13 protein-coding genes and 1 pseudogene are annotated in these 14,446 nt (G+C 71.9%); 3 read left to right on the top strand and 11 right to left on the bottom strand.

Features of this window, described 5'->3' with window-relative positions:
• Positions 1–231: 231 nt before the first annotated feature.
• From STRBO_RS0120915 to STRBO_RS40305, 3 genes and pseudogenes are all read right to left on the bottom strand, one after another.
• Entirely contained in the window at positions 232–1,269 is a 1,038-nt protein-coding gene (locus STRBO_RS0120915; RefSeq protein WP_005474166.1) for a glycoside hydrolase family 5 protein, read from the bottom strand.
• Positions 1,270–1,404: 135 nt separating this feature from the next.
• Entirely contained in the window at positions 1,405–2,667 is a 1,263-nt protein-coding gene (locus STRBO_RS0120920; protein ID WP_005474164.1) for an LmeA family phospholipid-binding protein, read from the bottom strand.
• Between the two features lie 63 nt (positions 2,668–2,730).
• A pseudogene (locus STRBO_RS40305) lies at positions 2,731–3,009 on the bottom strand (DinB family protein); the annotation flags it as partial.
• Between the two features lie 299 nt (positions 3,010–3,308).
• Here STRBO_RS40305 and STRBO_RS0120930 point away from each other — a divergent pair.
• Both STRBO_RS0120930 and STRBO_RS0120935 read left to right on the top strand, forming a co-directional pair.
• On the top strand, positions 3,309–4,652 hold the full coding sequence (locus tag STRBO_RS0120930; protein ID WP_005474157.1) for a cytochrome P450: 1,344 nt from the start codon (positions 3,309–3,311) through the stop codon (positions 4,650–4,652).
• Positions 4,653–4,732: 80 nt separating this feature from the next.
• Positions 4,733–6,463, top strand: coding sequence for an acyl-CoA synthetase (locus STRBO_RS0120935; protein ID WP_020114716.1), 1,731 nt, complete (start codon positions 4,733–4,735; stop codon positions 6,461–6,463).
• Positions 6,464–6,788: 325 nt separating this feature from the next.
• Here the strand turns inward: STRBO_RS0120935 and STRBO_RS0120940 are convergent, their stop codons facing one another.
• From STRBO_RS0120940 to STRBO_RS0120960, 5 genes are all read right to left on the bottom strand, one after another.
• Positions 6,789–7,823 carry a glycoside hydrolase family 5 protein gene (locus STRBO_RS0120940; protein ID WP_005474151.1) on the bottom strand — a complete coding sequence of 345 codons (1,035 nt, stop codon included), beginning with the start codon at positions 7,821–7,823 and terminating at the stop codon, positions 6,789–6,791.
• Positions 7,824–8,156: 333 nt separating this feature from the next.
• Positions 8,157–9,059: a UTP--glucose-1-phosphate uridylyltransferase gene (locus STRBO_RS0120945; protein ID WP_037627904.1), complete on the bottom strand. Its 903-nt coding sequence runs from the start codon at positions 9,057–9,059 to the stop codon at positions 8,157–8,159.
• 179 nt (positions 9,060–9,238) lie between these two features.
• The gene (locus STRBO_RS0120950; protein WP_005474148.1) at positions 9,239–9,739 is read right to left on the bottom strand and encodes a group III truncated hemoglobin; all 501 of its coding nucleotides are present in this window, start codon (positions 9,737–9,739) and stop codon (positions 9,239–9,241) included.
• Positions 9,740–9,851: 112 nt separating this feature from the next.
• Positions 9,852–11,057 (bottom strand): globin domain-containing protein, encoded by a 1,206-nt coding sequence (locus tag STRBO_RS0120955; protein WP_005474147.1) that lies wholly within the window; start codon positions 11,055–11,057, stop codon positions 9,852–9,854.
• 120 nt (positions 11,058–11,177) lie between these two features.
• Positions 11,178–11,618, bottom strand: a complete 441-nt coding sequence (locus STRBO_RS0120960) for an RrF2 family transcriptional regulator (protein WP_028796770.1) — start codon at positions 11,616–11,618, stop codon at positions 11,178–11,180.
• Positions 11,619–11,769: 151 nt separating this feature from the next.
• Here STRBO_RS0120960 and STRBO_RS0120965 point away from each other — a divergent pair, with 151 nt between their 5' ends.
• On the top strand, positions 11,770–12,618 hold the full coding sequence (locus tag STRBO_RS0120965; RefSeq protein ID WP_005474145.1) for an SDR family oxidoreductase: 849 nt from the start codon (positions 11,770–11,772) through the stop codon (positions 12,616–12,618).
• Between the two features lie 97 nt (positions 12,619–12,715).
• Here STRBO_RS0120965 and STRBO_RS0120970 read toward each other — a convergent pair whose 3' ends face one another.
• From STRBO_RS0120970 to STRBO_RS0120980, 3 genes are all read right to left on the bottom strand, one after another.
• Complete coding sequence (locus STRBO_RS0120970) at positions 12,716–13,033, bottom strand: branched-chain amino acid transporter permease (protein WP_005474144.1); 318 nt, start codon at positions 13,031–13,033, stop codon at positions 12,716–12,718.
• A 207-nt stretch (positions 13,034–13,240) separates the two neighbouring features.
• Entirely contained in the window at positions 13,241–14,179 is a 939-nt protein-coding gene (locus STRBO_RS0120975) for a hypothetical protein (RefSeq protein WP_005474137.1), read from the bottom strand.
• Positions 14,169–14,357, bottom strand: a complete 189-nt coding sequence (locus STRBO_RS0120980; protein ID WP_020114720.1) for a hypothetical protein — start codon at positions 14,355–14,357, stop codon at positions 14,169–14,171. The genes STRBO_RS0120975 and STRBO_RS0120980 overlap by 11 nt, the downstream gene beginning before the upstream one ends.
• Positions 14,358–14,446 lie beyond the last annotated feature (89 nt).

Here is a 14,446-nt window from a genome sequence, read left to right on the forward strand (position 1 = left end):
CGGTTTCCCCGGCAGGACGCCGAGCCCCGGCAAGGCCCGTCGCTCCCGTCAGCTCCGGTGCGTGACGGCGACCCGCACGATCAGCGTGCCCCTGTTGTCCTCGGAGCAGGAGCCGGCGGCGTCGTTCATGACCAGGGGCTTTTGAGGAGGCGAGCGGACGCGCGCAGGTCCGGGTCCGGGCGCACCGGGGCGCCCGGACCCGGACGGGTCAGCGGGGCTGTCGTGCCGCCGCTACTTCTTCCACGCCCAGTGCAGACGGTCGAGTCCGCTCTGGTTGTTGACCTTCAGGCTGAGGCGGGTGCCCGTGCCCTGGAGGGTGGTCAGCGAGTAGGTGTCGCCGTTGCGCAGGCCGGGCCAGTAGACCGAGCCGAGGCGCAGTTCCCGGATGACGTCGGTGGCGGCCTGGATGTAGGCGACCTCGTTGGAGCCGTTGACCGGGCCGTTGTAGTCCAGGCCGGTCGTCATGGAGGCGCCGAACTCGTCCAGGATCGTGCGCGAGGCGCAGGTGCCGATGCGCTCCTTGAAGTCCGCCTTCCACTGATCCACGCTGGTCCAGTCGGTGTGCCAGAAGCCGTAGTTGTGCAGAGCGATCCGGGTGCCGTCGAGCCGCTTGTCGGCGCAGACCGGCTTGACGTCCTCGCTGTACTTGTAGCCGCCGATGAGGACCCGGTCGCGGGGAATGGAGCGGTGCTTGTCCAGCCAGCGGGCGGCCACGTCGCGCCACTCCTGGGAGGTGTAGCCGAACGGCTCGTTCATCGGCTCGAAGTACACCTTGCCGTTGTGGCCGTAGGCGGAGGTGATCCGCCGCCACATCCGGTCCCAGGTCGCCTGGTCGTCGATCTTGCCGTCCTTGGCGTTGTCGGCCTCCCAGTAGCCGAGGACGACCTTGAAGCCCTTGGCGGTGGCGGCGTCGATCGCGCCCCGGTACGACTTCCAGAAGGGACCGTTCACGGACGTGGGGTTGACCGGGAGGCGCACCGTGTTGGCGCCGAGCTTGGAGAACCCGCCGATGATCGCCTTGGACTTGGCGTAGGTCGTGGCGTAGCCGTCGGTGGTGGACAGGCCCGAGGGTACGACCGCGTCGTCGGCGTAGTTGTCACGCGGGTCGGCCCAGTTGACGCCGCGGAACTCGCTGACGGGTGGCGGCGAGGCGTGGTGGGGGGCGGCGGGAGCGGCGGACGCGGGGGAGGCGACGAGTCCGCCGAACGCGGTGACGCCGGCCAGCGACGCCGCGAGGCAGGCTGTCCCGCGATGGTTCTTTAGTGGCACCGGATCCCTTTCTGGGCAGTTGCGTCCGCGAAACCTGGAAGGGCAGGCCGGCGGATCTGTAACTCCCGCAAAGTAGAAGAGATCTCGAACAGAGGTCAACACATCTGCACACCAAATTTCATCAAGAACACAGAACTAAGGGCCGCCCACGGCCAGTTCCGACCCGGTGAGCCGCACCCGGATGCCGTCCTCCTCCACGCGGACGTCCCGCAGCCGCATGCTCCCGCGCTCCGGCTCGGGCAGTTCGAAGGACAGGGACAGCTGGTCGGCGAGGACGGGCCGGGTGAGCCGGGACAGAGCGTTCAGGAGGCTGGGGTCCAGGCCCAGGTCGCGCAGCAGAGCGGGGTTGTCCAGGGCGAGATCGATGAGGTTGAGGCTCCGGGCCTGGCGTGCGAACCGCGGTGAGCCGGTGAGTTCGGCGAGTTCGCCGTCGTCGCTCAGGGCGGCGCGCGCGGTCGCGTCGGACACCCCCAGCCGCTTCACGATCGCCGGGACCGACAGCAGAGCCTTCGCCCTGCGGGTCTCACGGGCGAGGCCGGCGGCCGCCTTCGGCGTCAGGTGCAGACCGTCCGAGGCGCGCGTGCCGGGGCGGTAGGTGGCCAGGTCCCCGATGTCCAGGCGCATGCCGCCGATCCGTGTGGCGATACCCCGCTCACCCTCCCGCTGGATCGTGGCCTCGGCGCGCAGCCGCAGATCACGTCCGGCGACCGGCAGGGTGCCGCGCGCTCGGACCCGGTCCCGGCCGTCACCGGTGAACGTCACCTGGGACGCGCCGAGTTCACGATTGAGGTCGGCGAACGACAGCAGCACATCGCCGTCGAGTCGCGGGACGCGGGCGCCGCGCACGGAGGTGAGGCCGTCGGCGTCCAGTCGTACGTCGTGGGCCGTGGCCGACACCTTCGCCAGCGACACCCGGTCGGCCGCCACGTCCGGCACGGTCACCCGCACCGAGTCCAGCCGCTTGCCGGCGAGTTGGGTGAGGAAGGGGAATCCGCCGATCTCCACCTCGGGTGCGGCGGCCAGGTCCAGCCGGTCCTCCAGGGTGTCCGCTGCCCGGTGTTCGGCGTACAACACGGCCCAGCGGTCGGCGAGGGTCACGAAGGAGGCGAGGACGACCATGCCCACCACCGCCTTCACCGCGAGGGGCAGCCCCGCCAATCGCCCGCGCCCGCGTCGGCGCCGGCCGCCGCGACGGTGAACGGGCGGAGTCCACTCCGGCTCCTGCTCGTCCCCCTGCCCGGTGGCCGCTCGGGTGGTGTCCTCGTCGAAGAAGTCCTCCAGCGAAGTCGCTTCCAGCGGGCCGTCGTCGAGGGTGCCGAGTTCGTCGTACGGGTTGCGGGGCGCGGTGGAGCGGTCGAGGGCCGGTTCGTGCGGATCTGTGCGGTGGGGGGAGCGCATCGTCTCATCCGAACATGTGCACCACCCCTGCCCGCAACTCGAACCCGGGGTATGCGATCTAGTTCACGATTGCGACGCGGCGTCGGCGCGGGCCCGCCACAGGTCGCGCAGCGGGGCGATCTCGGCCATGTGGTGGATGAATTCGAGGTTGCTCCCCGACAGGACGCCCACGAACGGGTCGTGCGGGGCGGAGCCGTACGGGTACTGCGAGAAGCCGATCGTGTCGAGTTGGTCGTCGGTGACGTCGGCGACGCTTGCGCGCCACCGGTCGACGGTGGGCCGGAACCGGTCGCGTGCCGAGGCGGCGGACGGCTGGAAATCGACCGCGCGTGGAGACTGGCGCACCTGCACGTCCAGTTCGCGGGCGGCTGGGAGTGGATCTTCGGCGGACGTCGGCAGGATCCGAGGCCGACCCTGGGTCTCCATCGGCGGCTCCCTTTCCCGATGGCGCCCTTCGCTGTCACGCGCAGAGGGAAGCCAACGGCCTCCCTCGTGAAGGGCGACCGCTTTTTCCGGGGCACCCTGCGGCCGACTGTCACGCGATGTGCCTGTTCCCGTACAGTCCGTGCCGTACGTTCAGTCCGTGCCGTACGTCCTCGACGGTTCAGGGCCGGCTCAGCGGTCGATCAGGGGGAAGTCAGATGGACACCGACGCCGGTCTCGGCGCTCTTCCGTACACTCCCGGGGCGGCAAAGCCGATCCCCGAGGCCGAGCCGGGGCTCGTGGAGCGGTGGCGGGCGGACGGAGGCGAACTGGTCGCGCTGCTGACCCAGGTGCGCGAACGGCACGGAGGTGTCGCCGCGTTCCGTCTGGGCCCGGCACCCACCGTCCTCGTCACGGACCCGGCCGCGGTGCAGCACGTCCTCGCCCGGCGGCCGGAGCGGTACGTCAAGCGTTCGCACCGCGCCCGGCTGCTGATCGGCGACGGAGTCCTGGCCGCCACCGGCGCGGCGTGGCAACGGCAACGCCGCTTGCTGCAGGCACAGTTCACCGGCACCGGGATGCGCCGCCACGAAGAGCGGATCACCGCCGCCGCCCGGACCACCGCGGAACGCTGGGACGCGTACGCCCGCACAGGGCGGACCTTCGACGTGGGTCAGGAGATGCGCCGCTTCGCCCTGGACACCATCTGGCGCTCACTCACCGGCCACCCGCTCGACGACGCGACCGAGCGCGAACTGGCAGCCGTGGAAACCGTGGGCGCCGCCCTGCCGACCCTGCCCGCCGACACCGACGAGGCCCGCGAAGCCGTCGCCGCCGATCTCGCCCGGATCGACGCGGTCGCCCGGCACGCCATCGAGGCCGCCCGCGGCGGGGCGGCAGGCCCGCACGGCCCCGGCCTGCTGCACCTTCTGACCGATGCCGCCACCGAGCGCCCCGAGTACACCGACCGGCTGATCCGCGACGAGTTCGTCACCCTGCTCGCGGCCGGACACGAGACCACCGCGACCACCCTGACCTGGCTCCACCTGCTCCTCGACCGGCACCCCGAGGCCCGCGAACAGGCCCTCGCCGCCGGTGCCGAGGGCTCGACCGAGCGCCGCCGGGCCATCCAGGCCCTGATCCACGAGACGCTCCGGCTCTACCCGCCCGCCTGGATCCTGCCCCGCCACGCCGCCGAGGACGACATCCTCGCCGGCCACGCCGTCGAGGCGGGCACCGACCTCCTGGTCTGCCCTTATCTCACCCACCGCGATCCCGAACCATGGCCCGACCCGGAGCGCTTCGACCCCCGGCGCTTCACCACCCCGAACGGCCGCCCGACCCACCCGGGCGCCTACTTCCCCTTCGGCATCGGCCCTCGCGCCTGCCTCGGTCTGCAGTTCGCGCTGCGCGAGTCGACCGTCCTGCTGGAACATCTTTTGCCGGCCCACGTCCCGGCCTTCCGCTCCACCCCCACCACCGCCGTGTTCGGCATCACCGTCCGCCCCGACGGAACCAGCCCCGCGACTCTGGGCCCGTCCCTGGGTGAAACCCCGGGCTGACATCTCGGGCCATCAGCGACGACGGGCACACGGCGCGGGGCGCGCCCGCCGAGCGCCCCGGTGCACTTCGCGGCGGCGACATGGCCCCCGGCCCCGGGCCGCGCGTTCTCGGCTCGGTAGTGCCGAAGCGCGCCGACACGCCGCTGCCGCCGCTGCCGCCGACCATGACCACTCGCGACGCCCGACCCCTGACGCTCGATGAGGAGCCGCTCGTGACCACCCCTGAAGCGACGAGACCGCACCCGCGCAACTCGGGTCTGCGGGTCGACCTCAACCCGGCCGCGGCCGTCGCGTACAACGCCCGCCACCACGGCGACTCGGTCGTCATCCGCTACGCGGGCGGCGATCTGACCTACGCCGAACTCGACGACAGGGCCGCCCGGCTGGCCACCGTCCTGGCCGACGGCGGCATCGGCGACGGGGACCGGGTCGCCTACCTCGGCCTCAACAGCGGCTCCTTCGTCGTCACGCTGCTGGCCGCCCACCGGCTGGGGGCCGTCTACGTCCCGGTCAACTTCCGCCTGGCGGCAGCCGAGTTGGAGGCCGTCCTCGTCCGCAGCGGCGCCACCGCCCTCGTCTGCGAGGAGGGGCACCGAAAGAGCGTGGACGCGGTACGCGAGCGGACCGCCCTCACACGCTTCCTCCTGGTGGACGACGACCCCGAGGTGCCGGCCGGGAGCGCGGCGGGCTGGGAGCCGTGGGCGCCCCTTCTCGCCGCCGCCGCGCCCACGTCCTCCGTCGCGGCCAAGTACGCCGACGACCCGGCGATCCTGATGTTCACCTCCGGCACCACCGGCACACCCAAGGGCGTGGTCCTCACTCACGGCAACGTCTTCTGGAACGCCGTGAACGTCGACCTCCGACTCGACACCCGCCGCGGGGATGTCACGTACGCCGTCGCTCCGCTGTTCCACATCGGCACCCTGAACAGCTTCGTGCTCCGCACCCTGGTGCGCGGGGGGACCGTGGTCGTCAGACGCGCCTTCGACCCGCGGACGTGCCTCGACGACCTGGTCGCCCACCGGGTCAACTCCCTGTTCGCCGTCCCCCAGATGTTCGCCGCCCTGGCCAGGCAGCCCGGCCTGTTCGACCAGGATCTGAGTCGTCTGCGGTCGATCGTGGTCGCCGGCGCCCCGGTGCCGCCCGCGCTCATCGAGCAGTACGCCGACCACGGGGTGGTGCTGCAGCAGGCGTGGGGCCTGACCGAGACCGCCCCCTTCGCCACGCATCTGCCGGCCGAGCGGACCCGGGACAAGCTCGGCTCCGCCGGTATCCCCATGCCGTTCACCGAGGTCCGGGTCGTGGACATCGTCACCCACGCGCCGCTGCGACCGGGGGAGTCCGGGGAGATCGTCGTACGTGGCCCGAACGTCACGCCGGGCTACTGGAACGACCCGGAGGCCGACCGGGCGGCCTTCGACGACGAGGGGTGGTTCCATTCGGGCGACATCGGCCACCTCGACGAGGACGGCTGTCTGTACATCGTCGACCGGCTCAAGGACATGATCATCAGTGGTGGCGAGAACATCTATCCGGCGGAGGTCGAGCGGGCGCTGGCCCCCATGCCGGGTGTGGTCGACATCGCGGTCGTCGGGGTCCCCGACGAGGAGTGGGGCGAGACCGTACAGGCCGTCATGAGCGTGGACGGCACGACGGACGTCACCCTGGAGGCCGTCCACGCGTACGCCGCGAAGACGCTGGCCGGCTACAAACTGCCCCAGCACCTGACCATCGTCCCGGCCGTTCCGAGGAACGCCTCCGGGAAGCTGGACCGGACCGGCGTGCGGCGACTGCTCGACGAGGCGGACTGACGTCACTCGGGGAGGACGGTGAGCAGCGCGTCGTCACCGAAGGGCTCGTACGCCTCCTCCCCGCCCCTGCCGCGCCGCGCTCTCTGCCCGAGCCCGCACCGCGTCCACGTCCACGTCCACAGCCTCGGCCGCTGTCGTCGACGTCGAGCAGACAACCCACGGCGAATTGCACGGCGATGGCCCGTGCGGGCCGTCGCGCAGAGGGGAGGACAGTCCCTCACGTGCCCCATCGGCGGACGTGCGCCCACCTCGACACGGGGGAGCCGGCCCGTGGGTGCGGTGCCATGTACCGGTGGGCCGGGCTCCCGTCGCGCTTTCGTACGGGTCAGAAGTCGTCCGGAGTCCTGACGCGTTCGCGGACCCAGACGCCCGCGGGCTTGAGGGAGGACGTGCCGGTCCACGGACCGTTCGCGGCGCAGGTGCCCTGCTTGAAGACGGCACCGGAGCGTTCGTCGTCGGAGTAGTTCCAGTTGACCCAGCTGATCTTCTTGGCCGCCATCAGATCGAGGTACCGCTGCGACATGGCGAAGTCGTTCGCGCCCTCGCCCGCGTAGTTCTGGGTGCCGAACTCCGTGACGAACACGGGTATGCGGTCGGCCGCGCGGGAGAGGGTCTGGAGGTACTCGTCGCGGTGCGAGGACGCGTAGAAGTGGAAGGTGTACATGATGTTGGCCGCGTTCACCGGGTTGTTGACCACCTCGGACTCGTTCGCGTCCTCCGACACGCCGAGTGAGGACCAGGCGCGGGTGCCGACCAGGATCGGGGTGTTCGGGTCCTTGGCCCTGATGACGGGGATCAACTGCTCGGCGTAGCTCTTGATGCGGGACCAGCTCACCCCGCTGGGCTCGTTCGCGATCTCGTACAGCACGTTGTTCTTGTCGCGGTGGCGCTGGGCGATCTCGGAGAAGAAGGTCTTGGCGCGGGCGAGGTTGTGGTGCGGGTCGCCCGGGTCGAGCATGTGCCAGTCGACGATGGCGTACATGCCGCGGGCCGTGGCCTGTTCGATGGCGGCGTGGACCAGGTCCGTGAAGCGGCGCGGATCGGTCTCGTAGCCGCCCTCCTGGACGTACATGGAGACGCGCAGTACGTCGGCCCGCCAGTCGGTGGCGAGGGCGTTGAGCGACCCGTTGGTGACGCACTGGCTGTACCACTGCAGGCCGTGCGTGCTCATCCCTCGGAGCTGGATCGTTTTTCCTTGCTGGTTGCAGAGCTTGGTACCGCACACCTTGAGCTGTCCGTTGGCGGCGACGGGGGTGACTGCCTTCGGGGCTGTGGGGCCGGCCTGCGCGGTGCTGGGGGTCAGAACGAGGCCGAGAAGGAGCAGCACGGCGACGAGCGGAAGATGTCGTGCCGGTCTCATGGGGGACTCCTGGCGGTCTGTGGCCGACCGGCGGTCACCGATCGGTCAGTCGGGGAAACACAACTGGTAGGAAACTTTCCTAACAGAAAGGGAATTATCAGTTGGTCCGGACCTTTGCAAGAGATCTGACAAGACCGCCGCACGCGCATCGACGTCGGTGACGCATGCGAATTCGGCAACGGTCGGGCGGATGGGCGCCGGTCCGCGGCGCTGAGCTGCGGTCTTTGCTGACGCGCCGACGCGGGCCTGGGAAGGGACGTCGTGCGTCGACAGGCGCGCTCGGGTGAGGGGTGTTCGCGGCCGTGCGGTGTGTGCCGTCGGTCGGGGGCGGTGCTAGGCCGTGTCGGCGTCGAGGCCGTTGACCAGGCCGCGTAGGAGGGGGCCGTACTCCGGGTGGGAGAGGGCGAAGGCCATCTGGGCGACCAGGTAGTCGGCGGGGTTGCCGGTGTCGTACCAGCGGCCCTTGATGACCTGACCGTAGACCGCGCGGGTGGTGGCGTAGGCGTTGATGGCGTCGGTCAGGTAGACCTCGCCGGTGCGGTGCTCGTACCAGCGGCGGGTCTGCTCGCGCAGTTCGTCGATGATGCCGGGGGTGACGACGTAGCCGCCGATGGCCGCGTACGCGGAGGGCGCGGCGGCGGGCTCGGGCTTCTCCACCAGGCCGGTGATGCGCAGCTGGCCGTCGCCGAGATCCTCCTTGACTATGGGTACGCCGTAGCGCTGGGACTCGGTGGGGTCCATCGGCAGGAGGGCCAGCACCGGGCAGCCGGTCTGTTCGTAGGCGCGGATCAGCTGCTGGGCGCGGGGGGTCTCGGCCACGAAGACGTCGTCGGGCCAGAGCACGAGCACCGGTTCGTCGCCGAAGGCCCGGGCGGCGTTGAGCACCGGGGTGCCGTTGCCGTACGGGCCGTACTGGTCCAGGTAGGTGATGTGGCCGCGCCGGGCCAGCTCCGCGACCTCCTCCACGGCGTCGGCGTAGGCCGTCTTGCCGTCCTCGCGCAGTTGCTCGACCAGGGCGGGGTTGGGGCGGAAGTGGTCCTGGATGAGGCTCTTGCCGCCGGAGACGACGATGGTGATGTCGGTGATGCCGGAGTCGACCAGTTCACGGACCGTGTGCTCGATGACCGGCTTGTCGCCGACGGGGAGCATCTCCTTGGGCGTCGCCTTCGTCAGCGGCAGCAGACGGGAGCCGAGGCCGGCGGCGGGGATCACGGCCCTGCGAATCGTCGGGGACATCATGTCTCTCTCCGTCGAGCGGCACACCGCGCCGGTTGGCAGGGCGACCAGGGCGCACACGGTCGCGCGGCTCCGGGAGAAAGCCTACCCAGGCCCTTCCGGGGCGCCACGTGCGCCGTCCCCCGCCGCGCGGCGGGGACACGGCCACACCCGCGCTCGCCGCGCCGTCGACGAGGTGCTCAGCTCCGTGGTGCGGGTGGCGGGCGTCTCGTCGGTGGTTCGAGGTCGACGACGACCGGGCCGGGCACCGCGGGAGGCCGTCCGTCACCGGCCGTGTTGTGCAGCAGTGCCCCGGCCACGGCCCGCGCCTTGGTGACCGCCCGGTCGGCCACCGGCCCCGCGTGACGCCCGCGTACGGCGACGGTCCACAGGTCCAGCCAGCGATCGAAATGCTCGGCGCGCAGCGGGCTCTTGGCGTGCAGGTCGCGGTGTGCGCGCAGGGCGTTGCGGCGGTAGACACCGGGGGTGAGCAGGGCGCTCTCCCAGAAGTCGGCCATGACGGGCAGATGGGTGGCCATGTCGATGCGGGCCACCTCCGTGAAGAGCCGTCCGATCAGCGGGTCGTCCAGGACCACGTCGTAGAACGCCCGCACCAGGCGCTCCACGTCCTCGCGGCCCGCGATGTCGGGGAGCCGCTCCTGCGGGCCGTCGGCCGGCCGCCGCCGGTCGTCGTGGGTCATGTGGTTCCTCCGGGGGCGCGTACGGCCACGGCCGGCGCCGGCTGCTTTCCGGCGTGTGCGAGGCGGGCGCGGGGTGTGCGGGGTGCGAGGGGCCGCCGTGGGGCTGCCATGCCTACCGGCCGAGCCAGAGGTCGGGGCCGAAGACCTCGTAATGGACGGCGGACGGGTGCAGTCCCTTGGCGAGCAACTCGCCCCGCGTCAGGCGCATGAAGGGCAGCGGGCCGCAGAGGTAGGCGGTGGTGTCGGGGGCCAGGGTCAGGTGGTCGAGCGTGGCGCGGCCGGCGTGGACGTGGGCGCCGGGGGCGAGGTGGGCGTCGTTCTCGTACCACAGGTGCAGATCGGCGCCGGTCAGACGGCTGACAAGGTCCGCCTGTTCGTCACGGTGGACGTGGTCGAGGGGGCTGCGGTCGGCGTGGACGACGGTGACCGGGCGCGAGGAGGAGGTGAGGGCGAGATGGCCGAGCATCGACAGCATCGGGGTGATGCCGATGCCGGCGGAGGCGAGGAACAGGGGCGTGCCGGCCTCGGGCAGTACAAGGTCACCGGCGGGCAGTGAGACGTCCAGGAGGTCGCCCACCTCGGCGTGGGCGTGCAGCCACGACGAGACCTCGCCGTCGGGTACGGAGCCGTGGGCGGCCCGCTCGCGCTTGACGGTGATGCGCCAGGTCTTGTGGTCGGGTGCCGTGGACAGGCTGTACTGGCGTATCTGGTGGGCGCCGTCGGGCAGTTCCACCCGCACACCGACGTACTGGCCGGGGCGGAACGGCGCGGTGGGGCGGCCGTCGGTCCGGCGCAGGACCAGGGAGACGGCGTCAGGGGTCTCCTGGTGCCGCTCGGCGATCTCCATACGCCGCCACACGTCGCCGTCCTCCACACCGGCCTCGGCGTACAGGCGGGCCTCGATGGCGATCAGGGCGTTGGCCATCAGCCAGTAGACCTCGTCCCAGGCGGCCGCGACCTCGGGGGTGACGGCGTCACCGAGAACCTCGGCGACCGCGCCGAGCAGGTGACGTCCGACCAGCGGGTACTGGTCGGCGGTGATGCCGAGCGAGACGTGCTTGTGCGCGATGCGCGCGAGGACGGCGTCCGGGCGTTCCCCGGGCCGCTCGACCAGCAGGGTGGCGAAGGCCGCCACCGAGCCGGCCAGTGCCTCGCGCTGGGCGCCGGTCGCCTGGTTGGTCCGGTTGAACAGATGCCGCAGCAGCTCCGGACGCTCCTCGAACATCCGCCGGTAGAACAGCTCCGTGACGGTGGTCAGCGAGGCCCCCACCACGGGAAGCGTCGCCCTGACGACGGGGGCCGACTGCGAGGAAAGCATCAGACACACTCCTGGACCTGATCGAGGTTCGATCGAATGGGTTTGAATTGGTAGGCGGGATGCATATTTTCGACCGCGCGCGGCCTACGCCGTGCGCCACACGTGCTGCTCGGCGGCCGGTCAGCCCGGTGGGGCGCCCAGCGCCAGCAGTATCGGCCCCGTCGGTGACGCCACCAGATCGCCGACGGTCACGCCGTTGAGCGAGGAGTAGAACGCCTCCTGTGCCTCGCGCAGCGCTCGGCGCAGCCGGCAGGCGCCCGACAGGGGGCAGGGGGTCTCGCCTTCGCACACCACGGCTTCCCGGTCCCCCTCCAGGGTCCTGACCAGATTCCCCACCGGGGTGCACCGGCCCGCGGCGGTGAGGGACAGTCCACCGTTGCGTCCGCGCCGCGCCTCGATCACCCCGAGGTGCTGCAACTGCGCGATGGCCTTCGCCATGTGGGTGTAGGGGACGTTCATGGAGTCGGCGATCTGCCTCGTGGTCAGCAAGTCCTCGCTACCCACGACGGCCAGGCGCATCACTGCCCGCAGTGCGAGATCCGTGTATCTGGTCAGCCTCACGGCAGCACTCTAACAATGTTGCATGTGAAATACCTATTTGAGCGGGAGTGGTCTGCGTCTCCTCGGCCGTGCGCGCTCGTGCCCGGCATCGGAGGTCCGAACTCCGGCCTTGCGGACAGAAGTTGACCTCAAGGCTCCGTACGGTCGTGTCATGACTCAGGCGCAGAAGCTCCTTGTGACCGGCGCCACCGGGACCGTCGGCCGTCAGGTCGTCGCCGAACTCCTCGCCCGCGGCCACGCCGTCCGCGCCCTCACCCGGGACGCGTCCAGGGCCGACTTCCCGGCCGAGGTCGAGGTCGTCCAGGGGGACCTCGCCGAACCGGACAGCCTGATCCCGGCCCTGGACGGCGTCACCGGCGTCCATCTGATCACCTTCGGCGGTGCCTACTTCGCTCCGCTGGAGACCGGCCCGCGGATCCTGGAGCTGGCCCGCGCGGCCGGCGTACGCCGGATCACCGTGCTGCACGGCGGCGGGCCGACCCCGCTGGAGGACGCGGTGCGTGCCGACGACGGTGTGGACCGGACCGTGCTCATGCCGGTCGAGTTCATGGCGAACGCCCTGGAGTGGGCGGACGGGATCGTGGCCTCCGACGAGGTTCGCGAGCCGTTCGTCTCCAGGCTGAGTGCCATGGTCCATGAAGGCGACATCGGCGCCGTCGCCGCGGTCGCGCTGACCGAGGAGGGCCACGCCGGCCAGGAATACGTCATCACCGGCCCCGAGCTGCTGACCGTCGGCGACAAGGTGGCCGCGATCGCCGCCGCCCGGGGCCGGGAGATCGTCCTGACCGAACTCACCGAGGAGCAGGCCGTCGCCCAATGGCGAGCGGTGGGCCACCCGGACGAGGTGATCGGCTTCCTGGTCGAGGCGTACGGCAACACCCCGGAGGTGGGCCGCACGGTCGTCGACACCGTGGAGAAGGTCACCGGCAACCCGGCCCGCACCTTCGCCCAGTGGGCGGCGCGGCACGCGGACGTGTTCAGGCCTGCGGCGTCCGCGTGACCCGACACGCGCACGGCGGCCGGTCGCGGGTGCGCCGAGCCGGCGTGGGCGCGCCCCCGATGGTGAGCGCGGGCGTTCCCCCATGAGGCGCCCGCGCTCACGGGGCGACGACCGTGCTCACCAGCACGACGTGGGTGGCGGTGCCGCCGAGGATGCCCGGCGGGGCGTTGCGGCGCCACGGACACAGGCCGACGGTCACGGCCAGGGCCACCGCGGGGGCGAGGGCGCGTGGCTCGGTCAGGGGCAGGTCCCGCAGGCAGTACACGAGCGGGATGAGCATGACCCCGGCCGGCATACGGGTGCTTCGGCTGAGCAGCGGACGGACGATCTCGCTGGACCGCAGCGGGGCGAGAACGGCGAACGGCAGGGCGCGCAGTGCCCAGGTGACGGCGGCGGAGACGGTGACCGCGGCCAAGGAGGTAGGGCGTGTCAGGCATGGCGCGGCCTCCCGCCGGTGGAGAGGCGACGGACCAGCGGCCCGGCGGTGAACAGGGCGAAGGCGGCCGGGAGCCGTTGCCCCGGGAAGAGGAGCCTGGCCGCCACCGCCGCCGGCAGGGCTCAAGGCGGTCGGCTGGGTGCGGCCCCACAGCGCCCTCCCGCCGGATGCCGGACGGGAGCCGCGCTATCTGACGGACCGCCCGGACAGGCGTTTCACCTCACGGGCGGCCTCGCGGGCCGCACGCTCGGCCCGGGACACCTCGTCGGCAGCCACCGCACAGCGCTCCTCCGCCTCCTGCCGGTCGTGGTCCGCCCGTTGCCGGTCCTCCTGAGCCTGCCGCAGCCGCCGCTCGGCGGCGGACACGTCGTCCCCCGCCCGGTCGTGCCGTTCACGAGCCCGTTCCAGCAGTGCTTCGGCCTCCGTCCGTGCGGTGCGCAGATCGCGCAGCCGGCGGTCGGCGGCCTCGGCCGCCTCACGGGCCCGGCCGAGCTCCTCCTCCTTCTGGCGGCGCCGCTCGGCGACCTCGTCCTTCGCCCGGGACCGCGCGGGAGCGGGCGGATCCACCGCTCGGGCCGGTGCGCGAGGTGGGGCGGCCGGCGCGGGCGCGGAGGCCCGCCCGGGAAAGTCCGTCGGCGGGGTGAGGGCGCTCTCCAGCCGTCCGGTGGCCCACCGGTCGGCTGCCTCCTGGTCGGCGAGCACGGCACGCAGGGTGGCCTCGACATCCCGCCGTACCGGCTCCGACAGCCGGTGACCGGCCTCGGCGGCCAGGGCGGAGGCCTGCCCGGACATGGCCGCGACGATGCTCCGGCGCTGCTCGGACAGTGCCTTGATCCCGTCGGCGTCCAGGCTCTGGTAGGCCTCGCGCAGCGCACGCCCCAGCTCCAGGAACCGCCTGCACTCCTCCGGTTCGGAGCGCCGCAGCAGGTTCACCGTCCAGGCGGCGAGGGAGGGGCGCCGGGCGGCTTGGAGGCGACGCGCGTCCTGCGCGCGTCCGTCGGTCCTGGCCTCCAGCGCCAGCTCCTCGCGGCGGGAGACGAAGCGCGGGGGCGGCGTGGCGTACAGCTCGTCGAGCGCCTTCTCCACGTCGTGGCCCTCGCCACCCCGCCCACCCTTACGCGGCATGGTCGCCGAGGGCGCCGTCGGGGAGTGCCGCGCGCACCCGCCGGGCCTCCTGGAACAAACGGTTCGTGCGGCCCGCCAGAACTCCGCCCAGGGGCGGCTCCGGAGTGGAGAGAGGCGCCGGGACTCCCGCCGCCACCGCTTCCCGCCCGCCGAGATGTCGCCGCCTGCCCGCGTCCATGCGCCTCTCCTAGCCCGGTGTCATCGCGCCGTGTCGTCGATTCCGCAGAGTATCCGAACCGACACGTCCGGTCACCGCTCGTGACCGCG

Source organism: Streptomyces bottropensis ATCC 25435, from assembly GCF_000383595.1.
Lineage (GTDB): Bacteria > Actinomycetota > Actinomycetes > Streptomycetales > Streptomycetaceae > Streptomyces > Streptomyces bottropensis.

What these genes read in the sequence shown, in the direction of transcription:
- STRBO_RS0120920 (WP_005474164.1), bottom strand. Translation starts at nt 2,667, where the DNA reads ATGCGCTCCCCCCACCGCACAGATCCGCACGAACCGGCCCTCGACCGC.
- STRBO_RS0120930 (WP_005474157.1), top strand. Translation starts at nt 3,309, where the DNA reads ATGGACACCGACGCCGGTCTCGGCGCTCTTCCGTACACTCCCGGGGCG.
- STRBO_RS0120935 (WP_020114716.1), top strand. Translation starts at nt 4,733, where the DNA reads ATGGCCCCCGGCCCCGGGCCGCGCGTTCTCGGCTCGGTAGTGCCGAAG.
- STRBO_RS0120940 (WP_005474151.1), bottom strand. Translation starts at nt 7,823, where the DNA reads ATGAGACCGGCACGACATCTTCCGCTCGTCGCCGTGCTGCTCCTTCTC.
- STRBO_RS0120945 (WP_037627904.1), bottom strand. Translation starts at nt 9,059, where the DNA reads ATGTCCCCGACGATTCGCAGGGCCGTGATCCCCGCCGCCGGCCTCGGC.
- STRBO_RS0120950 (WP_005474148.1), bottom strand. Translation starts at nt 9,739, where the DNA reads ATGACCCACGACGACCGGCGGCGGCCGGCCGACGGCCCGCAGGAGCGG.
- STRBO_RS0120955 (WP_005474147.1), bottom strand. Translation starts at nt 11,057, where the DNA reads ATGCTTTCCTCGCAGTCGGCCCCCGTCGTCAGGGCGACGCTTCCCGTG.
- STRBO_RS0120965 (WP_005474145.1), top strand. Translation starts at nt 11,770, where the DNA reads ATGACTCAGGCGCAGAAGCTCCTTGTGACCGGCGCCACCGGGACCGTC.
- STRBO_RS0120975 (WP_005474137.1), bottom strand. Translation starts at nt 14,179, where the DNA reads ATGCCGCGTAAGGGTGGGCGGGGTGGCGAGGGCCACGACGTGGAGAAG.
- STRBO_RS0120980 (WP_020114720.1), bottom strand. Translation starts at nt 14,357, where the DNA reads ATGGACGCGGGCAGGCGGCGACATCTCGGCGGGCGGGAAGCGGTGGCG.